Genomic DNA, 23,673 nt, shown 5'->3' on the forward strand with positions numbered 1-23,673 from the left:
TGCGCCGGGGCGCGGCAGGATCAGTTCAGCGTCCGGCAGTGCGCACGCGGGAGTCCATGACGGCGTAGAGCACGTCCACGACCAGGTTCGACACGACGACGAAGAACCCGCCGAGCAGCACGATCGCGATCACGACCGGCCGGTCCTGCATCGCGACGCTCGTGACGGCGAGGCTTCCGACCCCGAGAAGCCCGAAGACCTGCTCGATCACGATGACACCGCCCAGCATGAGACCGATGTCGATCCCGAGCTGCGTGACCAGCGGCGGCATCGCGCTGCGGAACGCGTGCGTATAGGTCACCCGACGTTCGGTGAGGCCCTTGGCACGGGCGGTGCGGATGTAGTCCTGGCCGAGCACCTCGAGCATCTGTCCCCTGGTGAGACGCGCGTAGACGGCGGCGACCACGAGCGCGAGCGTCAGCCAGGGCAGCGCGAGGTGCCACGCCCATCCGAGCGGGTCGTCGACGAAGGGGACGTAGCCTCCTGGCGGGAACAGCTGCAGCCCCGCTTTGGACGGGAGGAAGTAGAGCAGGTACAGCGCCATCATGCCGAGCACGAAGGTCGGGAAGCTGATACCCACGATCGCGAAGGCCTGCCCGACGCGGTCGCGCACGGAACCAGGATGTTTGGCAGAGGCGATGCCGATCGGGATCCCGATCGCGAGCCAGAGGATCACCGCGCCGAACACGAGCGACAGCGTCACCGGGATGCGAGAGAGCAGCAGGTCCGCGACCGGCAGGTTCGAGCGGTACGAGTAGCCGAGATCGCCGTGCAGCAGGTTTCCGATGAAGCGCAGGTACTGCACATAGATGGGCTGGTCGAGCCCGAGCTTCATGCGGATCTGCGCCATCAGCTCCTCCGTCGCCTTGTCGCCGGCGATGATCCGAGCAGGATCGGAGGGCGTCACGTAGAACAGGAAGAACACGAACACACTGAGCAGGAACAGCACGAGGATCCCGAACAGCACGCGGGAGACGATGAACTTCGTCATCTGCGGGCTCCTCCCTTGCGGCCGGACGGATCCAGCGCATCGCGCAGTCCGTCGCCGAACAGGTTGAACGAGAGCGTCAGGGCGAGCAGTGCCGTGCCGGGCACGACGACCATCCACCACGCGACGAGGTAGAGCGAGCCGTTCGCGGCATCCGCGAGCATGTTGCCCCAGCTCGCGGTCGGAGGCACGATCCCGAGTCCGAGGAAGGACAGCGTCGCCTCGAACACGATCGCCGACGGGATCATCAGCGTGGTGTACACGATGATGGGAACGACAAGGTTGGGCACGATGTCGCGGACCATGATCGCCCAGCGCGACGCACCGAGCGATCGCGCGGCCTCCACGAACTCACGGTGGCGCAGCGCGATCACCTGTCCGCGGATGATGCGGGCCAGCCCCGTCCAGCTGAAGAAGACGATCACCGCGATCGAGAGCGACAGGCTCGGACCGAGCACCGACACGAGCGCGATCGCGCACAGCAGGAACGGCACGCTCATGACGAGGTCGGTGATGCGGCTGAGGATCGTGTCGACCGGGCCCCCGAGGAATCCGGAGACGAGGCCGACGACGACGCCGATCACCGAAGCGATGATCGAGGCGACCACGCCCACGAGAAGGGAGACCTGCGCGCCGTAGGCGAGCCGGACCAGAACGTCGCGGCCGAGCTGATCGGCCCCCAGGAGGAAGTCGCCGGACGGTCCGACAGGGATTCCGTCCGGGCTGAGCCCCGTGTCGCGGAACTGATCGTTCGGGCCGTGCCCGGTCCAGGTCGCGATGAGCGGCGCGCACAGTGCGAACAGCACGATGAGCACGATCATCGCGGCCGATGCGATGCTCGCCGGATCCCGGCGCAAGCGCTGCAGCGTCAGGTACCAGGAGCCGCGCAGTTGCACGTCGGCGGAGCTGCGGGCGGCGATCGCCGCCGTGCGGGGGGTCACGAGCTTCATGCCGCCTCTCCTTCCACGATCTCGATGAGCTGTCGGTCCGCGCGCTGCGAGGGGACCTCGGGCGGTGCGGCGGCGAGGAGCGTGCGGGTGAAGGGATGCTGAGGATCGCGGTAGAGCGTCTCGGCGTCGCCGAGCTCGACGATCCGGCCGCCGTCCATGACCGCGATCCGGTCGCACACGTGGCGCACCACGGCGAGGTCATGCGAGATGAACACGTAGGTCAGCCCGAGTTCGCGCTGAAGATCGGCGAGGAGATTCAGCACCTGAGCCTGGATCGACACATCCAGCGCCGAGACCGGCTCGTCGAGGATCACGAGTTCCGGGTGGAGGGCGAGCGCGCGGGCGATGCCGATGCGCTGGCGCTGACCGCCGGAGAACTGCGCAGGGAAGCGGTTGTAGTGCTCGGGATTGAGGCCCACCAGCTCCATGAGCTCCTGCACCTTGGCGCGCCGCTGCTCACCGGCCGCGAGGCGGTGGATGCGGAACGGATCGCCGATGATGGATCCGACCCTGCGGCGCGGGTTCAGCGATCCGAACGGATCCTGGAACACCACCTGCACCTTGCGGCGCAGCTCACGCCACTCCGCGCGGCTCAGCGCGGCTGGATCCGCGCCGTCGAACGAGACGGAGCCGGCCGTCGGAGCGATGAGTCCGGCCAGAGTGCGAGCGAGCGTCGTCTTGCCGCAGCCGCTCTCCCCCACCAGCCCCAGAGTCTCCCCGCGCCGCACCTCGATCGAGATGTCGTCGAGCACCCGCCGCGAACGTCCCCGTCCCGACGCGAAGTCGAGCGAGACCGCGTTCGCCGAGGCGATGATCCGCGGTGCGTCCGCGGGCACCTCCGAGGCTGCCACGGGCTGGGTCGTGGCGGGCTCGGACGGCGCGTCCTCAAGCCAGCACGCGACCTCCGTGCCGTCGTCGTAGCGGCGCAGCGAAGGGGCGATGGCGCAGATGTCCATCGCGTCAGGGCAGCGATCGGCGAACACGCACCCGACCGGCGGTGCGAGCAGACTCGGCGGGCGCCCTGGGATGGGAATGAGCGGAACACCGGGCTCGCGGTTGAAGGACGAGGAGCGCAGCAGGCCCGCCGTGTAGGGGTGCGCGGGGGCTCCCAGCACTGCGGCGCTGGCGCCGACTTCCAGACGCTTGCCGCCGTACATGACCATGACGCGATCCGCGACCCGGGACAGCACACCGAGATCGTGGCTGATCATCAGGACCGTCGAGCCGGTCTCCTCGCGCATCTCGCCCAGCAGGTCCAGGATCTGCGCCTGCACGGTCGAATCGAGGGCAGTGGTCGGCTCGTCGGCGATGATGAGCGCGGGCCCCAGCGAGAGCCCCATCGCGATCATCACGCGCTGGCGCATGCCGCCGGAGAACTGATGCGGGTAGGCATCGAACCGAGCGCCGGCGTCGGGGATGCGGACCTTGTCGAGCAGCTCGATCGCGCGGGCCTTCGCCGCCTGACCGCTGACCTTCTCATGCGCACGGATCTGTTCCACGATCTGCCAGCCGATCGTGTACTGCGGGTGCAAGCTCGACAGCGGATCCTGGAAGATCATGCTGATCTCCCTGCCGCGCACGCCTCGCAGCGCCTCCGGAGCGAGCGTCAGCAGGTCCCGGCCGCGGAAGAGCGCCGCGCCCGAGGTCTCGGCACCGGCCACGAGACCCATGATCGATTGCACGAGTACGGACTTTCCCGACCCGGACTCGCCCACGATGCCGAAGAACTCCCCCTCGGCGACCGAGAACGAGACGTCGCGTACGGCATGCACCGTACCGTCCTCGGTCGGGATGTCGACGACGAGATTGGTGACTTCAAGAAGCGCCATCGCGCTCTCCTCTCTGCTCCGGTGGAACGGCGCGGACGCTGCCGCGCCGTTCCACCGGGTACGCCGTCTGTTACTTGGTCAGCCAGAGGTTGGTCCAGTCGCCGTTCTGGCTCTGCGCGTAGAAGTCGAAGCCCGCGACGCGATCGGAGTGGTACTTGGCGCCCTTGCGGTACGCGACGCTGACGATCGGCGCCTCCTCCATGACCGCCTGGTCGACCTGATGCCAGAGCGCGCCAGCTTCTTCGGTCGTCGATGCGGACAGCGCCTCGGTGGCGAGCTTGTCGGCCTTGTCGCTGTTGTAGTCGACGTAGTTGTACGTCTGCGGCGTGCCCGTGAACGTGAACTGAGGCTGGAAGACGCTGCGTGCTGCTCCGCCCTGCCAGTCCGGCGACCAGCCGACGAAGGCGACGTCCCAGGCACCCGAGGTGGCGTTGTCCGGGTTGGTCATGAAGTTCGCGTAGTAGTCCGTCGGCGGGACCGGCGTCAGTTCGAGCGTGATGCCGGACTTCTTCAGACTCTCCTGCACGGTCTGCGCGATGTTCGGCTGAACACCCAGATTGCGGTACGGCATCTTGAGCGTCACTCCGTTCGGGAAACCTGCCTCGGCGAGCAGCTGCTTGGCCTTGGCCGGGTCGCCCTTGGCGTCCTTGCTCGGGAACGGGTCATACGCCTTGTAGCCGAGGACACCGGGTCCGAAGATCCCGTTCGTGACGCCCGCGACCTCGGATCCGCCCAGGACCTGCACGACCGCGGCCTTGTCGACGGCGTAGTTCAGCGCCTCGCGCACCTTGATGTTCGCGAGGGCACCGCCGTTGTTCGGAGACTTGGTGTTGATCCAGATGAACTGGTCCACCGCCCCGTTCTCCACGAACTGCAGCTTCTTGTCCCCCGCGGCCTTCAGCTGGGAGATGTTCGCGATGCTCGGCGCCAGGTCGAAGAGCACATCCGCCGACCCTGCCTGCAGCTGCTGCATCGCGGCGTCGCCCTCGACGCCCATCGTCATCTCGATGCCGTCGACGTTCGCCGTCCGCAACGGGTCACCGGACGCCTTCCAGGACGGGTTGCGCTCGAGCACGAGCTTCGCATCTGGCGTGTATGACTTGATGCGGTAGGGACCCGAGGAGATGAAGTGCTGCCGGTACTCCGGGGAATCGGGAACGTAGTCCAGCACCTCGACGGGAGCCGGATCCGTCGAGTCCAGCGAGAGCATGTAGGGGAAGTCGCTCGCCGGCTCGGTGAGGTGGAATTCGACGGTCTTGTCGTCCACGGCCTTGATGCCGCTGATCGGGTTCGCCTCGACATAGGCCTTCATGGCCGCCGGGGCCGGATCGACCTTCGCGAACCCGGCGCAGAACTCGGCCATGCCCGCGATGAGGTTCTGGAAGTAGCCGAGCTGCGCCCCCGAGATCACAGGATTGCAGAGGCGCTGGAAGCCGCGGGCCACGTCGCCCGCGACGATCGGACGCGCGCCGCTCGGTGCGTCCCACGTGATCCCGTCCCGGAGCGTCACGGTATACGTCAGTCCGTCCGCGCTCGGCTTCGGGACCTCGGTCGCGAGATCCGGCTGCAGCTCGATGCGGGTCTTCGCATCGCTCGAGGCCTTGTAGCTGACGAGCGGACGGGCGATCGCGCGCATGACGTTGTAGGTGGGCACGTAGGCGGTGAGCTGCGGGTCGTAGTGATCCAGATCGCCCTTCGCGAGAACCTTGAGCACCCCGCCCTTGTGGGGTGTCCCTGCGGCGCCCGTGGCGTCGCCTCCACCTCCCGCGGAGCATCCGGTCGTGAGGACGGCCGCTGCAACGATGAGCGCAGCAGCAGCGCTGAATCTGGATTTCACCATGAGTCGCCTTTGATTCTCGGGTGGCACGTCGTCCCGGAGCGGGAGGCGACGCTCAGGCCGACCTCGTCGTCCTGATGTGTGACATATTACACATCACGCGCTAATGTGGAAGCATGCCCGATGTCTTCGCCGATCTCACCCTCGTGTCCGCGTCAGCGCTCGCCGCACGCGTCGATATGGGCACCGCGATCGCCGCGATCGCGGCCGTGCTGCGCGGAGGCTTCGACCCCGAGCAGGACCTGCCGCGCATGGTGCTGGATGTGCCGAACGGACAGCTGCTGCTCATGCCGGCCGCCGCGGACGGTGCCGTGGGGCAGAAGTTCGCATCGGTCGCGCCCGGCAATCCCGCGCACGGGCTCGACCGCATCCAGGCCGTGTACGTGCTCCTCGACGGCGAGACCCTCGCGCCGACCGCGATCCTGGACGGCACCGCCCTCACCGAGCTGCGAACGCCCGCGGTCTCGGCTGCGGGCCTCGATCTGCTCGCCGAACCAGAGGCCGGAGACCTGGTGGTGTTCGGCACGGGCCCCCAGGCGGTACGCCACGTCGAGGCGATCGCCGCGATCCGCCCGCTGCGCACCGTGCGTCTGATCGGGCGGGATGAGCAGCGACGCGCCGCCGCCGTCGCCGCCGCCGCCGCCTTCGCGCCACATGCGGAGGTCTCGGCAGGGTCGGTCTCAGATGTCGCCGCGGCAGATCTTCTCGTGTGCGCGACGAGTGCGTCCGAGCCGCTGTTCGCCTCGGGCCTGGTCCGCGACGACGCCGCGGTCGCCGCGATCGGATCCCACGAGGCGGGCAAGAGCGAGCTGGATCCGGCGTTGCTCGGACGAGGGCAGGTCGTCGTCGAGAGCCGGCGCGTGGCGCGGTCCGAGGCAGGCGACGTGATGCGCGCCGTCGCCGAAGGCGCACTGCGGGACGAGGACGTCGTGACCCTGCACGAGGTCTTCACCAGCGTCTTTCCCGTGGACAGGACCCGCCCGCGCATTCTCAAGACCTGCGGCATGGGCTGGCAGGATCTCGTCATCGCCCGCCGTGCGCTCTAAATCCCGCGCTCGCGCTCTTCGGGCCGCCCGGCTCGTCCCATCACACGCTCGAGAGGAGCACTCCATGGCCTGGACTTCCGGCACCGCACTCACCACCGAGGACTGGCACACCGCGGGAGAGCCGTTCCGCATCGTCGAAGGCGTGCCGACCCCTGGCGCCACCGTGGCGGAGCGCCGGGTGGCGGCGATGACCGGCGAAGCGGACGCCATACGGCGCTTCCTCTGCCTGGAACCTCGCGGCCACGATGACATGTACGGAGGCTTCCTCACTCCGCCCGACGACTCCGGCGCCGATCTCGGTGTGCTGTTCTGGCACAAGGACGGCTTCTCCACGGCGTGCGGGCACGGCACGATCGCGCTCGGAGCCTGGGCGGTCCGCACCGGTCGGGTCCCCTCGGATCCGGACGGCGAGACGACCGTGACGATCGACGTGCCGAGCGGTCGCGTCCAGGCCCTCGTACGGCAGGAGAAGGGCCGGATCATCGAGGTCGTCTTCCGCAACGTCGAGTCGCGGGTGCTCGCGCGCGGCATCTCGCTGACGACCTCGCTCGGGCGGGTCGACGTGGATCTGATCTTCGGCGGCGCCGTATACGCCACGCTGACCGCCTCCGCGGTCGGGCTGTCCGTGCTCCCGGAGCACACCGCCGACCTCATCCGCATCGGGCGCGAGATCAAGTGGGCGCTGAACGACCATCCGGCCGCTCAGCTCGACGACGCGCGGTTGAGCGGCGTGTACGGCACGATCCTGTTCGACGACCTCGGACGCACCGAACGCGGCCCCTGGCAGCGCAACGTCACCGTCTTCGCGGACGGCGAGGTGGACCGCAGTCCGTGCGGTTCCGGCACCGCGGCCCGCGTCGCGCTCCTCGCCGCGTCCGGCGCGCTCGGCGATGGCGAGGAGCTCACGCACGACTCGATCATCGGGACGCGCTTCCTCGCAACCGTCGCGGCCCGCACCCCGGACGGCGTGATCCCTGAGGTGCGCGGGCTCGCGCACCGGGTGGGATCGTGCACCTTCGACCTCGACGACGGCGATCCGCTGCCCGAGGGCTTCAGCCTGCGCTGACGCCGGGACGCCGTCGTATCGTGAAGCGTCCCGCTCCCCCTTCCATCCGCATCCCCATCCCCCCTGTGAAGGAGCATTCTCATGCGCACCGGATCCCTCAGCATCCTCGGAGCAGCCGTCTGGAACGGCGACCGTTTCGAAGACCGCGACCTGCACATCATCCACGGCGCCGTCGCCGATCGCCCTGCAGAGGGCGCGACGACCGTGGACGGCCGTGGCCGCTGGGTCATCCCCGGCCTCATCGATGCGCACTTCCACGCCTACGCGACCAGCCAGGACGGGCTCGAGGACGAGCGCGGCCCGCTGAGCTTCGCGGCGATCAACGGCACCCGCCGGCTCGGCGCGGCGCTGCGCCGCGGCTTCACCACCGTGCGCGACGTGGCAGGGGGCGACATCGGCCTCGCGCGCGCGATCGACGCGAACCTCTTCGACTCGCCGCGCTACCTGTTCACCGGCCCGGCGCTGAGCCAGACCGGCGGCCACGGGGATCCGCGCTCCGCGCACGTGGACATCTGCTTCAGCCATGGACACATGTGCGAGATCGTCGACGGCGTCGAGCCGCTGCGCCTCGCCGTGCGCAACCGGCTGCGCACGGGTGCGCACGCGATCAAGGTCATGACGTCCGGCGGCGTGTTCTCGCTCACGGATCCCATCCGGGTTCCGCAGTACTCCGCCGAGGAGCTGCGCGCCGTCGTCACCGAGGCGACGCGGCAGGGTTCCTATGTCGCCGCGCACGCCTATTCGTCCGAGGCCGTGCAGCACTCGATCGACAACGGGGTGCGCTCGATCGAGCACGGCAACCTCATCGACGCGTCGACCGCGGAGCGCATGGCCGCCGCCGGTGCTTACCTCGTGCCGACACTCGCCGCCTACGACGCCATGGACCGGCGCGGGGCGGGTATCGGCCTCAACGCCGTCTCGCTCGCGAAGAACGCCGAGGTGCTCTCGCACGGGCAGGAGGCGGTGCGCCTCGCGCTCGCCGCGGGCGTGCCCGTCGGATTCGGCACCGACCTCATGGGCGAACTCGAGGACGATCAGCTCTGCGGCGTGCGGCTGCAGGTCGAGGCGGGCGGCGCTGCGGCGACGCTGCACTCGATGACGACGGTCAACGCAGCCCTCATCCGGGACGACCGCGCGGGGCACCTCGGGCTCGGAGCGTACGGGGATGCCGTGCTGCTGACGGCCGACCCGCTCGCCGAGCCGGCGGCTCTGTGGGAGCAGGACGCACGGGGCCTCGTGGTGCGCGCGGGGCGCCCGATCGACTGAGACCGCTCAGATCGAAAAGGCGGCCGCCCCCCTCATGGGGCGGCCGCCTTTTCGTGCTGACGGCTCAGCGGGCGAAGGCGCCCCACTCTGTGGAGCGGCCTGCCGCGCTGCGGGTCTGCGGCACGTGCCACGGGTTGTCGTCGCGCAGCGGTGCAGGCAGCAGCTCCTGCGGCGCGTTCTGATACGCCACGCCGCGCAGGAACCGGCCGATGCCGGCGGTGCCCACGCTCGTCGCGTCGGTCGTGGTCGCCGGATACGGGCCGCCGTGCTGCATCGCCGGCGTCACCGCGACTCCCGTGGGCCAGCCTCCGAACAGCACGCGGCCACTCGTGGCGGCCAGGGCGTCGACGAGCGCGTCGAGGGATCCGTCGGCGAGCTCGTCCGCACGCGCGTGCACCGTCGAGGTGAGGTTGCCGGGGAACAGCTCCTCGTGCACCGCCGGGAGCTCCTCCGCGTCGGCGTAGCGGACGATGACGGACAGCGGCCCGAACGACTCCTCGAGCAGCTCCTCCCGGTGCGCTCGGAGCGTGTCGAGCCCCACCGCGACGACCGTGGGAGTCGCGTGGCGCTGCCCGCTCTCGTCCTCGCGGATCTCGCCCTCGGCGAGAACGGTCGCGCCCTCCGCACCGAGTACGGCGGACCTCCGCCCCTCGAATGCGCGCCCGATGCCGGGATTCAGCAGGCGGTGCTCGGCCACGCCGCCGGCAGCGGGTGCGACGGCGGACAGGTCGGCGTCATCCGGCACGAACAGGAAGCCGGGCTTCGTGCACAGCTGGCCGGCGGATCCGGCGACGGAGGCGACGAAGCCCTGCAGCAGCTCGGCATCCGCGTAGGTCGCATATACGGGGTTCACGCTGCCCAGCTCCCCGTAGAACGGGATCGGGCGCTGCCGGGCGGCGGCGATATCCGCCAGCATCCGGCCGACATGCGTGGAACCCGTGAAGGCCCCCGCGCGGATCCGCTCGTCCTGCAGCAGCGCGACACCGTTCTGCTGCCCCTCGATGAGCTGGAAGACACCGGCGGGCATGCCGGCGCCCTCGAGCGCCTCCGCGACGATCGCGGCCGTGCGGCGGGAGAGCTCGGGGTGCCCCGAATGCGCCTTGACCACGACGGGGCAGCCCGCCGCGAGAGCGGCCGCGGAGTCGCCGCCGGCCACCGAGAACGCGAACGGGAAGTTCGACGCGGCGAAGTTCAGCACCGGCCCGACCGGCTCCAGCACGCGGCGCACATCCGGGCGCGGCCCGATCACGTATGCGGCATCGGCGTCGTCGATCCGCGCGTCGAGGTAGGCGCCGTCGACGATCGTGTCCGCGAACAGCCGCAGCTGCCAGGACGTGCGCTTCAGCTCGCCCGTGAGCCGCGCCTCGGTGAGACCGGTCTCCCGCATCGCGATCGTGATGAGCTCCCCCGCATGCGCGTCGAGGGCGTCGGCGACCGCGACGAGGGCGGCACCACGGTCCGCGGGCGAGGTCGCGGCGAAAGGGCGGGCGGCCGCGGCGGCGCGCGCGGCGACCTCGGACACGGTGGTCGTGCTGTCAGTCATGCATCTCTCCTAGAAGACGAAGCCCTCGGGGAACGGATCGTCCCCGTCGAGGATGTACTGGCCGAGCCCGGTCACCCAGGCGCGGCCGGTGATCGTGGGGATCACGGCGGGCTTGTCGCCCACCGTCGTCTCGCCGACGAGGCGCCCGATGAACTCCGTGCCGATGAACGACTCGTTCACGAAAGGCGCGTCCAGCGCGAGCTCGCCTCGGGCGTGCAGTTCGGCCATACGGGCGCTCGTGCCGGTGCCGCAGGGCGACCGGTCGAACCAGCCGGGGTGGATGGCCATGGCATGCCGCGAGCGGACGGCGTCGGATCCGGGGGCGATGAACTCCACGTGGTGCACGTGGTCCGCGCCCTCCAGAACGGGATGCACGGGCGGCGCCTGCGTGTTGATCGCGTCCATGATCAGAAGGCCGGCGCGGACGATGTCGTCCTGGCGCGCCCGGTCGAACGGAAGCCCGACCTCGTCCAGGTCGACGAGAGCGTAGTAGTTGCCGCCGAAAGCGACGGAGTACGTGATCTCCCCGATCCCGGGGACCTGGATCCGCTCGTCGAGACGGTCCACGAAGCTCGGGACGTTCTCGATCGTCACGTTCACGGCGCGGCCGTCCTCGACGGCGACCCGCGCGATCACAAGACCAGCCGGAACGTCCAGCCGGATCTCGGTCACCGGCTCGGTCACCTCGACCATGCCGGTCTCCACCAGCACCGTTGCCACGCCGATCGTGCCGTGCCCGCACATCGGCAGGAACCCGGACGCCTCGATGAACACGACGCCCCAATCGGCGTCGTCGCGCGCGGGCGGCTGCAGCAGCGCGCCCGACATCGAGGCGTGCCCGCGCGGCTCGTTCATCAGAAATCCGCGCAGGCCGTCGAGGTGCTCCATCGCATACAGGCGGCGGTCGTTCATCGTCGCGCCGGGGATCCGGCCCACGCCGCCCGTGACGACGCGGGTCGGCATCCCCTCGGTGTGCGAGTCGACGGCCTGCAGCACACGGCGCGCGCGCATCAGCGTGCTCCCGCCGAGCGACCGAGCCCGCGTCCCGTCCCGAACGCGCCTCGCATCACGCGACCACCGCGGAGCGCGCCGCCAGGGCGGCGAGGGCGCGCTCGGTGTCGGCGGTGACCTGGGCACGCTGCTCGGCGCTCAGCGGGCCGCGCGGCGGACGGGTGGGGCCGCCGTAGGAGTTGCCGCAGATGTCCATGGAGAGCTTGATCGCCTGCACGAACTCGGTGCGCGAGTCCCAGCGGAACACTGCGACGAGCTGCTCGTAGAGCGCCTTCGCCTCGTGCCACTTCCCTTCGGCGCAGAGGGTGTAGAGCTCGACCGCCTCGCGCGGGAAGGCGTTCGGGTAGCCGGCGAACCAGCCCACGGCGCCGTTCACCATGAGCTCGAAGAGCACGTCGTCGGCACCGGCGATGATGTCGATGTCGCACAGTTCCTTGATCTCGTAGACGCGGCGCACGTCGCCCGAGAACTCCTTGATCGCCACGACCTCGGGGATCTGCGCGAGCTTCGCCACGAGCGACGGCACCAGGTCGACCTTCGTGTCGAAGGGGTTGTTGTAGGCCATGATCGGCAGGCCGGCCTTCGCGACCTCCTCGTAGTGCGCGATGACCTCGCCCTCGTTGGCGCGATAGATGGTCGGCGGCAGCAGCAGCACGCCGTCCGCGCCGTCCTCGCGGGCGAGCTCGGCCCACTTCCGCGCCTGATGGCTGCCCACGCCGTGCACGCCGGCGATCACGATGCCCCGGCCGTCCACGGCCTCGACGGCGACCTGGATCACCTTGCGGCGCTCCTCGTCGGTGAGCGAGGAGTACTCCCCGAGGGAGCCGTTCGGGCCGACGCCCCGGCAGCCGTTGGACATGAGGAAGTCGACGTGCTCGCCGAACTTGTCGTAGTCGACGGCGAGTCCGGCCGGTGCCGAGGAGTCCTCGGTGAAGGCCAGGGTGGTCGCGACGACGACGCCGCCGAGGTCCATGGTCTGCTCAGTCATTGCGATGTCCATTCTCTCCGTTCCCGCGCCGCCATGGCCGGGTTCTCGTGTGCGGGCCGCGTGGTGGTCCGCTCCGGGAAGTGTCGTGCGACGTCCTCGTCGCCAGTAATACGTAACATATCACCCACTACTAAACCTCGGCAAGGATCCGTCGCCGGTTCAGTCCGCGAGGGCCTGACAGGTCGCGGCGAGCTCGCCGATCCGCACCGACGACAGCACGGGACGGCGGTCGTAGCCCACGGGGGCGCCGATGATGTCCTCGACGCTGCGCCCGCACGTGCGCGCCTGGCAGGCGCCGAGGCCCGCCCGCGTGGCGAGGCGCATCCCCCGTGAGGACGCCGCCGCATACTCGTCGAGGGCATCGCGACGCACCGACTCGCAGCGGCAGACGATCGTCTGCGCGTCGAGCCAGCGGGTCCAGCCGGAGCCGATCCGGTGCGTCTGGAGTCGAGCGGCGAAGGCTCGCATGCGGCGGCGCGCGGCCAGCGGCGCCCGGTACCGGATGTCCGCCGCCGCGACGCCGGCCGCGGCGAGGCCCGCGACGGCCCCCTCCGCGAGAGCCGCGTCGGCGCCGCCGATCCCGGTGATCTCCCCGGCCGCATACACGTCCGGCACGCTCGTGTCCTGCGACGATCCGACCAGGACGAACCGGTCCGACCCGATCTCGCAGCCGGCCTGGATGGCGGCCTCCAGCCGCGGGGTGAAGCCGTGGCCGAGCGCGACCGCGTCGCATTCGACGGTGCGCTCCGTCCCCGGGATCGGACGCCAGTCGACGTCGACGCGCTGCACGGTCGCGGCCTCGACGGCCGACTCGCCGTGGATGCGGGTGACCGCGGAACCGAAGCGGTACGGCGTGCGGTGCGCGGCGATCGAGCCCAGGTACGACGCCAGCTCCCCCGCTTTGCCCGCAGCGGCGGTGAGTTCCCAGGGGCGCCGTCCCCAGCCTCGCGCGATGGTCGCGATGCTCGCCGCCTCCACGATCTCGGCCACCTCGCCGCCGACGCGGCCGATGCTCTGCGCGACGGGCAGGAGGAACGGGCCTGCTCCGCCGACCACCGTGCGCGCGCCGAGCCGCACCCCGTCCCGCTTCGCGAGTGCCTGCGCCGCACCCGCAGAGGTCACCCCTGGCAGCGTCCATCCCGGTACGGGGAGCACACGATCGTGCGCGCCCGTGGCGATCACCAGGGCATCGGCCAGCACGGTCTCGCCGCGGCGCTGCGCGGCGTCCGCCGGCCCGATCAGGGCGTGCACGCGTACGGGGGCTCCCGGCTCGATCCGCCACACCGACGCGGAGGACAGAACGCGCGCGCCCGACAGAGCCTCCTGCAGCTGACGGAACCGTGCGGTCTGATGCTGCAGGTGCGGATCCGTGAGCTCGGGATGATGCCGCCAGAACTGTCCGCCGACGCGCTCGCCCTCATCCAGGACCGTGACGTCCGCACCGGCCTCGACCGCGGCGGCCGCGGCCGCGAGTCCCGCCGGTCCTGCGCCGATGACCACCACACGCCGCGCGCTCATGCCCGCACCTCTCGCTCCACGATGTCGCCCTCGCAGGCCTCGCGCTGACAGGCGCGCACGCCCTCGACGCCGTTGACCGTGAGCACGCAGTCCTGACACACGCCCATTCCGCAGAAGATGCCGCGCTCGGCCCCCGCCGCGGTACGCCACGTGCGCCGGCCGGACGACAGCAGCACGCCGGCGATGGTCTGCCCGTCACGCCCGGAGACGGCGACGCCGTCCACGCTGATCTGCACCGTCATGCCGCGCTCTCCTGTTCCCGCGCACCATGTGCCGCGCGCTCCGCGCCCCGCCCGTCCGGTCCCTGCAGGCTGGCCCGCGAGGGCAGGAACGGGGTCGGATCCAACGGCGCCGCGGCACCGAGGACCGCGTGCGCGATGAGCGCGCCCGTGGTCGGGGCGAGGCCGATGCCCGCACCCTCGTGACCGGCCGCGTGGAAGAGGCCGGCGACCGTGGCGTCGGCGCCGATCGCGGGCAGGTGGTCGGGAGCATAGGGACGGAACCCGTAGTAAGTGCGCAGCAGCATGGTGTCGCGCAGGAAGGGGAACAGCTGCGACGCCTTCGCCGCGATCTCCGAGAGCGGCGCGAGCAGCCCCTCGCCCGAGAAGCCGACGCGTTCACGGCTGGACCCGATCAGGACGGTGCCGGACGGCGTGGACTCGACCACGGTCGACGTCTGCAGCGCCGCATCGGCGGAACCCACCGCGCCCACGTAGTCGGCGTCGTACACCTTGTGGAACACCCGCTGCGGCATCGCGGCCGTGACGAGGATCGTGCCGCGGCGCGGGCGGATGTCCAGCGTGCTGCCGAACAGCGCCGCCGCCTCGCCCGCCCAGGGCCCTGCGCAGTTGACCACCGCGTCCGCCTCGACCAGACCGCGCGCAGTGCGCACCCCCGTCACCCGCTCGCCGACGACGACGCCCGCCACCACGTCGTCGAGCACCAGGCGCGCGCCCTGGTGCACGGCGCGGGCCAGCATCGCCTGCGTGGCCAGACTCGGTTGCACCTGCGCATCGTCGGGATAGTGCACGCCGCACGCGATCTCGGGGCTCAGGTGCGGTTCGGCGGCACGCAGCGCCGCCTCATCCAGTGCCTCGGAGCGGATGCCGATGCCGCTCTGCGACATCGCGAAAGACCTCAGCGCATCCGCGCCGCCGGGGAAGGCGACGACGATGCCGCCCTTCGCCTCGAACTCCGTCGCGGGCTGGCCGGGGACGCGCTCCGCGTCGAGTCTCTCGGCCAGCGCGCGCCATGCGCGATTGGCCTCGATCGCCAGCTCCGCCTCGGCCCCCGGCTCCTTGTCGGAGACGAGGATGTTCCCCTCGCACCGGCTCGAGGTCTCCCCCGCGACACCCGTGCGATCGATGACGATCACCTCGGCTCCCGCCTCGACGAGCGCGAGCGCGCAGGCCGCGCCGACTGCTCCGGCGCCGATCACGACGACCCTCATTCACGCCTCCTGACGTGCGCATCCGTTCGTTGACACGCGAGTAACATGTGACATTTTACAACGTCGTCGGAGCTGTCGGAGGCGACTCTCCGGCGCAGATCCGCCGACTCTGCGGATCCGCGCCGGAGATCAACCGCCGAGGTATGCGTCGACCACCCTGGCGTCCGCTGCGAGCTCGGCCGCTGAACCGGACAGCGTCGCCCGACCGGTCTCCACGACGTACGCACGGTCGGCGATCCGCAGAGCAGCCCTTGCGTTCTGCTCCACGAGCAGTACCGTGGTCCCCTGCGCGTTCACCGCCTGGATCGTCTCCATGACCTGCTTGACCACGAGCGGCGCGAGGCCCATGGACGGCTCGTCCAGCAGGAGCAGCCTGGGGCCGCCGACGATCGCACGCCCGATCGCCACCATCTGCTGTTCGCCGCCCGAGAGGGTTCCGCCCTGCTGCTTGCGGCGCTCCGCCAGGCGAGGCATGAGCGCGTAGACCTGATCCACCCGCTGCGCGATCAGCTTCTGATCCCGCACGGTGTATCCGCCGAGCAGCAGGTTCTCGTGCACGGTCATGGTGGAGAAGATCCGCCGGCCCTCCGGCACGTGCACGAGCCCTGCGGCCACGATGTCCCAGGGCTTCGCCGTGGCGAGGTCGATGTCGCCCCAGCGCACCGTGCCGCTCTTGGGCCGCACGAGCCCGGAGAGCATGTTCATGGTCGTCGACTTGCCCGCGCCGTTGTTGCCGAGCAGGCAGACGATCTCGCCCTCGTGCACGTCGAAGCTCAGCTCCCGCAGCGCGTGCACGCGGCCGTAGTAGACGTCTACCGCCTGAACCGTGAGCGAGCTCATGAGCGCTTCCCCTTCTTCGTCGTGCCGTCACCCTCGAGCAGGGACAGATCCACCGTGCCGGTCTGCAGCTTCGTCGCGTCGAGGGGCTCGTCCTCGACGCCGAGGTACGCCTCGATCACGACCGGATCGTTCTTGATCTGCTCCGGGGTCCCGACGGCGATCTCCTTGCCGTAGTTGAGCACGACGATGCGCTCGGCGAGCTCCATGATGAGGCCCATGTCGTGCTCGATCAGCACCACCGCGACCCCGAGGTCGCGGATGCGGCGGATGAGCTGCATGAGCGCCTGCTTCTCGCTGAAGTTCAGGCCGGCCGCCGGCTCGTCCAGCAGCAGCAGCTTCGGACTCGTGGCCAGCGCCCGCGCGATCTCCACGCGGCGCTGCTCGCCGTACGGCAGCTGCGTCACGTAGAGGTTCTCGTCATCCGTGAAGCCGACGAAGTCGAGCCAGCCGCGTGCCGCCTCAGCGCAGGCGAGTTCGGCACGACGATAGCCGGGGGTGTGCAGGAACGTCGCCCAGAAGCCCTCGCGCAGGTTCGCGTGCATGGCCGTCTTCACGTTGTCCAGCACACTGAGCTCGCGGAACAGCCGCAGGTTCTGGAACGTGCGCGCCATCCCCCACTTCGTCACCCGCGACGGCAGCACCCGGTAGAAGCCGAAGCTCTGCAGCAGGTCGACCAGGCGGAGACGGCGCCAGAAGCCCGGCGCCTCCCGCACGATGTCCTTGCCGTCGAAGACGACGGATCCGGATGTCGGCAGATAGAACCCGGAGATGCAGTTGAACGCGCTCGTCTTGCCCGCGCCGTTCGGCCCGATCACCGCGAGGATCTCGCCCTCCTGCACCGAGAAGCTGAGACCGTCGACGGCCTTCACCCCGCCGAACTGCAGCCGCAGCTCCGAGACCTCCAGCAGCGCGCTCATCGCCCCTCCCCCTCTTCCGCGGTCGCATCCTCCGCCGCGAGCGGCGTATCGTCCTCGTCGACCGGCACCGGCGCGAGGAACCCCTGGGTGGGCGGCGGCACCGGCCGCCGTTTCCGCAGCCACGGCAGGATCGCCGTGGAGGGCCAGAGTCCCGACGGACGGAACAGCATCACGACCACGAGCAGCACGCCGAAGATGAGGAAGCGCCACTCGGAGAAGTCGCGGAGGAGTTCGGGGGCGAGCGATACGAACAGCGCGCCGATGATGACGCCGGGGGTGGATCCCATGCCGCCCAGCACGACCGCCATCAGGATCAGGGCGGAGTAGAGGAACTGGAAGCTGTTCGGGCTGATCGCGCTGAGGTGCGTGGCCATGAGCTGACCCGCGACGCCCGCCCAGACCGCGCCGATGATGTAGGCGGAGATCTTCGCGAGGTAGGTGTTGATGCCCATGGCCTCGGCGGCGTCCTCATCGTCGCGGACGGCCTTCCAGGCGCGGCCCATCTTGCCCTTCGCAAGGCGGCCCGCGCCGATCACGCCCACGAGCACGACGATCGCTGCGACGAAGTAGTAGAACAGCACGCGCTGCGGGAACACCAGCCCGCCGATCGTGAGCCCGTCGGCGAAGCTCCAGTCGCCGAAGCTCCACGTCGGGATCCCGTGGATACCCGAGGGCCCTCCGGTGATCTTCAGGTTGTTGGCGGTGATCCGGATGATCTCACCGAAACCGAGCGTGACGATGGCGAGATAGTCGCTGCGCAGACGTAGAGTCGGCGCGCCGATGATGATGCCGGCCACCATGCAGCACAGGATCGTCGCGGGCAGCGCCATCCACATCGGCAGCCCCACCACGGTGGTGAGGATGCCCGAGACGTAGGCGCCGACCGCGAAGAAGGCGATGTAGCCGAGGTCGAGCAGGCCGGCATAGCCGACGACGACGTTCAGGCCCATGCACAGCATCACGTAGATGAGCGCGCTCGTGGCGATCGACATCGTGTAGCGCGACGCGTCGACGAACGGGAGCACGGCGAGGAGCACGATGCACAGCCCGCCGAGGGCGCGCAGGAATCCCTGCTGAGAGGAGAACACGCCGCGCGGGGCGGACGGACGGTCGAACAGCGGCGAGGGCGCACGCAGCTTCGCGTCGCGCAGCGCCGAGGTCACGGAGCCTGGGGTGGTGGTGCCGGACATGTCACATCCTCTCGACGACGCGGGCGCCGAGCAGCCCCGTCGGTTTGAAGGTGAGGAACAGGATGAGGAAGGCGAACGAGAAGACGTCGCGCCATTCGCCGCCGAACCACGCGGATCCGAACGACTCCAGCAGGCCCAGCAGCAGGCCGCCGAGCATGGCGCCGTACAGGTTGCCGATGCCGCCGATCACGGCCGCCGTGAACGCCTTCAGGCCGATGATGAAGCCCATCAGGAAGTCGATCGAGCCGTAGTAGGCCCCGGCCATGACGCCGGCGGCGCCCGCGAGCGCCGATCCGATGAAGAACACGGTCGCGATCACCCGGTTCACGTTGATGCCCATGAGCTGGGCACCCTGCGGATCCAGGGCGATCGCTCGCATCGCCCTGCCCTGCCTGGTGCGTTCGACGATGTGCGCGAGCACGAGCATGAGGGCGGCGGCGATGATGACGAGCACGATCTGCGCCGGCGTGATCCGCATGCCGAGGAAATCGAAGCCGGCGGACTCGAGCCGCACCGGGAAGGCCTCGGGGTTCGGCCCGAAGATCTGCCGCACGGCGTACTCCAGGGTGAAGGAGACACCGATCGCGGTGATCAGCACCGCCAGGCGGGGGCTCTTGCGCAGGGGCCGGTACGCGATCCGCTCGATGCCGACGCCGATGAGTCCGGTCGTCACCATCGACAGCAGGAGGATCACGAGCAGCAGCGGGATGGATGACTCGTTCGAGATCCCGAAGGCGGAGAGTGTGGCGAAGCCGGCGAACGCGCCGAGCATGTAGATGTCGCCGTGCGCGAAGTTGAGCAGCTTGATGATCCCGTAGACCATGCTGTAGCCGAGCGCGACGAGGGCGTAGAACGAGCCGACGATGAGGCCGTTCCAGATGAGTTGCATCACGAGGGATGTCCTTTCCGGGGCAGCGGAGACCGAGGCGGGGGCGGCCGCGGAGAGCCGCCCCTGACGCGGTCAGCCCTGCAGGTCGTCCTTGAGGACGAACTTGCCGGAGGAAGGATCGATCGACACGATCACGAAGCCGCCGCCGGACCGGGTGTGGTCGGGCATGAAGGTCAGCGGACCGGCGAGCGTCTTGAAGTCCTTGAGGCCTTCGAGCGCCTTGACCACACCGTCGAAGTCGGTGCCCTTGGCCGTCTTCATCGCCTCGGCGACGACCTTGACCGCGTCGTAGGACTGGGTCGAGTACGGGCCGGGGTCGGCACCGGCGAGCTTCTTGTAGTCGGCGATCCACTTGTCGGCGCCCTTGAGCATGTCCGGCGTCTGCGTGAAGGTGCCGAGCACGTTCTCGGTGTATCCCTTGCCCGCGATCTCGGCGAACTTCGCATCGACGGATCCGTCGCCGACGAGGAACGTCCCGGAGAAGCCGGCGTCCTTGGACTGCCGCGCGATCAGGCCGCCCTCCTGGTAGTACCCCGTCCAGTACACGAGATCGGGCTTGGCGCCGGACAGCTGCGTCGCGACGGCCGAGTAGTCGTTCTCACCGGGTGTGATGACCGCGTTGACGTCGACCGTGAGGCCCGCGTCCTTCGCCTGCTGCGCGAACGAGTCGGCGAGGTCCTTCGAGTAGGCGGTGGCGTCGTTGACCGCCGCGACCGTCTTCGCACCGGACTTCTGCGCGTACTTCACCGCCGACGCGGCCTGCTGAGTGCCGGTGCCGTTGATGAGGAACACGCCGGGGAGCTTCTGCTTGACGAGCTCGTTCGAGTTCGCCGCCGGGATCACCATGGGGATCTTCGCCTCGTTGAAGATCGGCAGAGTGGGCAGCGTGGCGCCGGAGCAGTAGCCGCCGACCGACGCGACGACCCCGTCGGTGACGAGCTTGTTCGCTGCGGCGACGGCGGTCGTCGCATCGCAGCCGTCGTCCTGCACCTCGAGCTCGAGCTTGCGGCCGTCGATCCCGCCGTCGGCGTTGATCTCGTCGATCGCGAGCTGCGCCCCGTTCTTCATGTAGTTGCCGAACGCGGACTCGCTGCCGGAGAAGGGGGCGAGCATACCCAGCTTGATCGGGCCTGATGCACTGCCCGATCCGCTGTCACCTCCGCCCGCGAGGCCTCCGGAGCAGCCGGCGGTGAGGATCAGCGCGCCTGCTGCGGCGACGACGGACAAGGCACGCAGTGCGCGTGCGGTTCGGATGTGCATGTGAGGGCCTCCTGGATGCGTCATTGCATACGTGGTTACTACCGTGTGACACATTACTCATACGCAACGCCCGAAGGGAAGGGCGCACTGCGGCTCAGTGCTCCTCGTGCCCGCTCCACACGCCGCCGACGTGACCGAGGTGGCGGCGCATGAGTGCTTCCGCGCCCTCGCCGTCCCCTGCCACCAGCAGGTCGACGAGTTCCGCGTGTTCCAGGGCCGTGGGCACCAGGGCGTCGGCGTCCGCGAGGCGGACCAGTCCGACGAGTCGGGTCTGCTGCCGCAGCTCGCGGACGGTGTCGACCAGCTTCTGGTTCCCGGTCACCGCGAGGACGCGGAGATGGAACGCGGTATCGGCCTCGAGGTACTCCTCGAAGCGGCGAGCCCTGCCTGCTGCGACGATCCGGTCGGCGAGCTCGCGCAGCTCCTTCGCGAGAGCTCCGTCGACCTCGCCGGCGACCCGTCGCATGGGCGGGGCCTCCAGCAGCAGGCGCACTTCCGTGAGCTGGTGCAGCTCATCGGCGGAGACCTCGGTCACCTGGAAGCCCCGGTTGCGGATCGGACGCAGGAATCCGCGGCGGGCGAGGTTCAGCATGGCCTCGCGCACCGGAGTGGCGCTCACGCCGAAGTCGCCGGCGAGGGTCGGCACGGTCAGCACCTCGCCCGGAGGCGTCTCCCCCGACACGATCCGCGCCGCGATCATGCGCTCGACCTGTTCCCTCAGACTCTCTGCAGGCACGAGGATGGATCCAGTGCTCATACGCGGCACCCGTCGCAAAACGTCATACGGCACATGCTAGCGCCGCGCGTGGGATCATTGGCCGACGACCTCCCGCACCGAATCGAGGCCCTATGCCGATCGAGTTCGCCTCCTCGCCGCGTTCCACGGTCGGGCTGGAGTGGGAGCTCATGCTCGCCGATCCGGCCACCGGTGATCTGGTCGGCCGCGCCCCAGAACTCCTGCACGATCTGGAGGGCGCGAGCGCCGACGAGCGGCACACCGTCACCGGCGAACTGCTGACGAACACGATCGAGGTCACGAGCGGCATCGGATCCACCGTGTCCGCCGCGGTCGAGGACATCGCAGCGGCGATCGCGGCGGTGCGGGCCGCGACGGATCCGGCCGGCATCGAGCTGCTGTCCGCGGGCAGCCATCCGTTCGCGCAGTGGTTCGATCAGCAGGTCACCGACAAGACGCGCTACCACTCGCTCATCGAGAAGACCCAGTGGTGGGGTCGCAACATGATGATCTGGGGCATCCACGTGCACGTCGGGGTCGAGGACCGCGACAAGGTGCTGCCGATCGTCGGCGCGCTCACCTCGTATCTGCCGCACCTGCAGGCCCTCGCCGCCTCCAGCCCGTTCTGGGCCGGGGAGCGCACCGGCTACGCGTCCAACCGCGCCCTCGTTTTCCAGCAGCTGCCGACGGCGGGGCTGCCCTGGCCGCTGCCGGACTGGGCGGCCTACGAGGGCTACCTCGACGACATGGTGCGCACGGGAGTGATGGCCGATGCGACAGAGGTGCGCTGGGACATCCGCCCCGCACCGCGCTGGGGCACGATCGAGGTACGCGCCTGCGACGGCATGTCCACCCTGCGCGAGCTCGCCGCCGTCGCGGCCCTCACGCAGGTGCTCGTGGAGTCGTTCTCGCGCGACCTCGACGAGGGGCGACCGCTCGCGGTCCTCGCCCCGTGGTTCCACCGCGAGAACAAGTGGCGCACGGCGCGGTACGGGCTCGATGCCGAGGTCATCGTGTCGGCCGACGGCACGCAGCGCTCGGTGCGGGAGCACCTGGCCGAGGAGCTGGAGCGCCTCTCCCCCATCGCGGCCGAGCTGCAGTGCTCGGCGCAGTTCGGCGGGGTCGCGGACATCCTGCGGGACGGCGCGAGCTACGAGCGCCAGGTCGCGGTCGCCGACGCGACAGGAGGCGACCTGCACGAGGTGGTCGATCACCTGATCCGCGAGTTCCGCTCGGGCCCGGAGACCCTCTGATTCCTCGGCACCCGGTCCAGGGCCTCCGAGGACGGTCCGGAGCACCGCGAGGGATCAGCCCTCGACGAGCTGACGCGCGAGCCCCTCGTCCAGCACGACGTCGGTGACCAGCCGGGCGCCGATCGCCGCCCGCAGCGAGGGCAGCTTCTGCGCGCCGGCGACGACGCAGAACCGCCGCGCGACGCGGCGCAGCCGGTCCAGCCCCGGCCCCGTCGCACGCGCGTTCACCGCGATGTCCTTCCAGGTGCCGTCGGCACGGAAGAACACGGTCGCCACATCGCCGATCGCCCTGTCCTCGCGCAGGCTCCGGTAATCGTCGCGGCCGAGGTAGCCGCCCACGTAGACGCGGCTGGGCACCTCGGCGCTCGGGGAGCCGACGCTGAACACGGCGAGGTCCATCTTGGCCTGCAGATCCAGCACGCGAAGGGTGCTGCGCTCCCGCCACATCGCCTCCCTCGTGCGGGGGTCGTCGAAGAACGCGGGCACCGGGAACTGCTGCACCTGCGCGCCGAAGGCGGATCCGAACCTCTGCAGGATCTCGCTCGAGTACTCCACCCCGCTGGTCAGGGTGTTGCCGGCGCCGTTGAGCTGAACGATAGTCGTGCCGCGGGTCTCCTTCTGCCCGAGGTCACGGCTGACCGCGCTGATCGTCGATCCCCAAGCGAGGCCGACCACCATGTTCGAGTCGATGATCTGGGTGAGCAGGCGGCCTGCGGTGAGCGCCACGCGCTCCAGCCGCTCCACCTCGGTCACGCTCTCCGGCATCGGCACCACATGCGCGGTCACGTGCAGGCGGTCGTGCAGCTGCTGCTCGAGCTCCCCCGCGTGCTCCAGGGGCGAGTTGATCCTGATGTCGACGAGGCCGACCTCGCGCGCATAGCTCAGCAGACGCGACACCGAGGACCGGGACGTCTCCAGCTCTTCCGCGATGACGTCCATCGTCTTGTCCTGCAGGTAGTACAGCCGCGCCGCCGTGAGCGCGGCGACGGCCTTCGACTGGCGCTTCCGTTCATCCATTCCTGGCCCTCCGAGGATCGATCCGACCGATTCTTGCACATTCGTGCAGCCTGCTTGACCATACGGGCGGCTGGGGGAA

21 protein-coding genes are annotated in these 23,673 nt (G+C 69.9%); 4 read left to right on the forward strand and 17 right to left on the reverse strand.

All coding sequences use genetic code 11. The features are described 5' to 3' along the window. Positions 1-25 precede the first annotated feature (25 nt). From RS86_RS15965 to RS86_RS15980, 4 genes are all read right to left on the reverse strand, one after another. The gene (locus tag RS86_RS15965) at positions 26-991 is read right to left on the reverse strand and encodes an ABC transporter permease (RefSeq protein WP_045273226.1); all 966 of its coding nucleotides are present in this window, start codon (positions 989-991) and stop codon (positions 26-28) included. Beyond that, entirely contained in the window at positions 988-1,938 is a 951-nt protein-coding gene (locus RS86_RS15970; protein WP_045273227.1) for an ABC transporter permease, read from the reverse strand. Before RS86_RS15970 ends, RS86_RS15965 begins: the two co-directional genes overlap by 4 nt. After that, positions 1,935-3,767 carry an ABC transporter ATP-binding protein gene (locus RS86_RS21155; protein WP_045273228.1) on the reverse strand — a complete coding sequence of 611 codons (1,833 nt, stop codon included), beginning with the start codon at positions 3,765-3,767 and terminating at the stop codon, positions 1,935-1,937. The genes RS86_RS15970 and RS86_RS21155 overlap by 4 nt, the downstream gene beginning before the upstream one ends. A 70-nt stretch (positions 3,768-3,837) precedes the next feature. Beyond that, entirely contained in the window at positions 3,838-5,607 is a 1,770-nt protein-coding gene (locus tag RS86_RS15980) for an ABC transporter substrate-binding protein (RefSeq protein ID WP_045273229.1), read from the reverse strand. 113 nt (positions 5,608-5,720) lie between these two features. On the opposite strand from RS86_RS15980, the gene RS86_RS15985 reads away from it, so the two are divergent. From RS86_RS15985 to RS86_RS15995, 3 genes are all read left to right on the forward strand, one after another. After that, positions 5,721-6,650 (forward strand): ornithine cyclodeaminase family protein, encoded by a 930-nt coding sequence (locus RS86_RS15985; RefSeq protein WP_045273230.1) that lies wholly within the window; start codon positions 5,721-5,723, stop codon positions 6,648-6,650. Between the two features lie 64 nt (positions 6,651-6,714). Then, positions 6,715-7,716 (forward strand): proline racemase family protein, encoded by a 1,002-nt coding sequence (locus tag RS86_RS15990; protein ID WP_045273231.1) that lies wholly within the window; start codon positions 6,715-6,717, stop codon positions 7,714-7,716. Positions 7,717-7,797: 81 nt separating this feature from the next. Continuing rightward, positions 7,798-8,982 carry a metal-dependent hydrolase family protein gene (locus RS86_RS15995; RefSeq protein ID WP_045273232.1) on the forward strand — a complete coding sequence of 395 codons (1,185 nt, stop codon included), beginning with the start codon at positions 7,798-7,800 and terminating at the stop codon, positions 8,980-8,982. Between the two features lie 64 nt (positions 8,983-9,046). Here RS86_RS15995 and RS86_RS16000 read toward each other — a convergent pair whose 3' ends face one another. The 12 genes from RS86_RS16000 to RS86_RS16055 form a co-directional block, all read right to left on the reverse strand. After that, on the reverse strand, positions 9,047-10,525 hold the full coding sequence (locus RS86_RS16000; RefSeq protein WP_045273233.1) for an aldehyde dehydrogenase family protein: 1,479 nt from the start codon (positions 10,523-10,525) through the stop codon (positions 9,047-9,049). 9 nt (positions 10,526-10,534) lie between these two features. Then, the gene (locus RS86_RS16005) at positions 10,535-11,536 is read right to left on the reverse strand and encodes a proline racemase family protein (RefSeq protein ID WP_045273234.1); all 1,002 of its coding nucleotides are present in this window, start codon (positions 11,534-11,536) and stop codon (positions 10,535-10,537) included. Between the two features lie 55 nt (positions 11,537-11,591). Further along, the gene (locus RS86_RS16010) at positions 11,592-12,524 is read right to left on the reverse strand and encodes a dihydrodipicolinate synthase family protein (protein WP_045273235.1); all 933 of its coding nucleotides are present in this window, start codon (positions 12,522-12,524) and stop codon (positions 11,592-11,594) included. Positions 12,525-12,683: 159 nt separating this feature from the next. Then, entirely contained in the window at positions 12,684-14,042 is a 1,359-nt protein-coding gene (locus RS86_RS16015; protein ID WP_045273236.1) for an FAD-dependent oxidoreductase, read from the reverse strand. Then, the gene (locus RS86_RS16020; RefSeq protein WP_045273237.1) at positions 14,039-14,284 is read right to left on the reverse strand and encodes a (2Fe-2S)-binding protein; all 246 of its coding nucleotides are present in this window, start codon (positions 14,282-14,284) and stop codon (positions 14,039-14,041) included. The genes RS86_RS16015 and RS86_RS16020 overlap by 4 nt, the downstream gene beginning before the upstream one ends. Further along, positions 14,281-15,492 (reverse strand): NAD(P)/FAD-dependent oxidoreductase, encoded by a 1,212-nt coding sequence (locus tag RS86_RS16025; RefSeq protein ID WP_045273238.1) that lies wholly within the window; start codon positions 15,490-15,492, stop codon positions 14,281-14,283. Before RS86_RS16025 ends, RS86_RS16020 begins: the two co-directional genes overlap by 4 nt. A 129-nt stretch (positions 15,493-15,621) precedes the next feature. Next, positions 15,622-16,332, reverse strand: coding sequence for an ABC transporter ATP-binding protein (locus RS86_RS16030; RefSeq protein WP_045273239.1), 711 nt, complete (start codon positions 16,330-16,332; stop codon positions 15,622-15,624). Then, on the reverse strand, positions 16,329-17,249 hold the full coding sequence (locus RS86_RS16035) for an ABC transporter ATP-binding protein (protein ID WP_082076828.1): 921 nt from the start codon (positions 17,247-17,249) through the stop codon (positions 16,329-16,331). Before RS86_RS16035 ends, RS86_RS16030 begins: the two co-directional genes overlap by 4 nt. Continuing rightward, a complete protein-coding gene (locus RS86_RS16040) occupies positions 17,246-18,439 on the reverse strand; it encodes a branched-chain amino acid ABC transporter permease (protein WP_082076829.1) in 1,194 nt (397 codons plus the stop codon). Before RS86_RS16040 ends, RS86_RS16035 begins: the two co-directional genes overlap by 4 nt. A 1-nt stretch (position 18,440) precedes the next feature. Next, a complete protein-coding gene (locus tag RS86_RS16045; RefSeq protein WP_181158377.1) occupies positions 18,441-19,328 on the reverse strand; it encodes a branched-chain amino acid ABC transporter permease in 888 nt (295 codons plus the stop codon). 72 nt (positions 19,329-19,400) lie between these two features. Further along, on the reverse strand, positions 19,401-20,588 hold the full coding sequence (locus tag RS86_RS16050) for a branched-chain amino acid ABC transporter substrate-binding protein (RefSeq protein ID WP_052680320.1): 1,188 nt from the start codon (positions 20,586-20,588) through the stop codon (positions 19,401-19,403). Between the two features lie 94 nt (positions 20,589-20,682). Beyond that, positions 20,683-21,345: a GntR family transcriptional regulator gene (locus tag RS86_RS16055; RefSeq protein ID WP_045273241.1), complete on the reverse strand. Its 663-nt coding sequence runs from the start codon at positions 21,343-21,345 to the stop codon at positions 20,683-20,685. A gap of 92 nt (positions 21,346-21,437) precedes the next feature. Between RS86_RS16055 and RS86_RS16060 the strand changes: the two genes are divergently transcribed. Then, positions 21,438-22,577 carry a glutamate--cysteine ligase gene (locus tag RS86_RS16060; RefSeq protein ID WP_045273242.1) on the forward strand — a complete coding sequence of 380 codons (1,140 nt, stop codon included), beginning with the start codon at positions 21,438-21,440 and terminating at the stop codon, positions 22,575-22,577. A 54-nt stretch (positions 22,578-22,631) separates the two neighbouring features. Here the strand turns inward: RS86_RS16060 and RS86_RS16065 are convergent, their stop codons facing one another. Then, positions 22,632-23,594, reverse strand: coding sequence for a sugar-binding transcriptional regulator (locus RS86_RS16065; protein WP_045273243.1), 963 nt, complete (start codon positions 23,592-23,594; stop codon positions 22,632-22,634). Positions 23,595-23,673: the final 79 nt, after the last annotated feature.

Origin of the sequence: Microbacterium azadirachtae, from assembly GCF_000956505.1 — a bacterium.
GTDB lineage: Bacteria > Actinomycetota > Actinomycetes > Actinomycetales > Microbacteriaceae > Microbacterium > Microbacterium azadirachtae_A.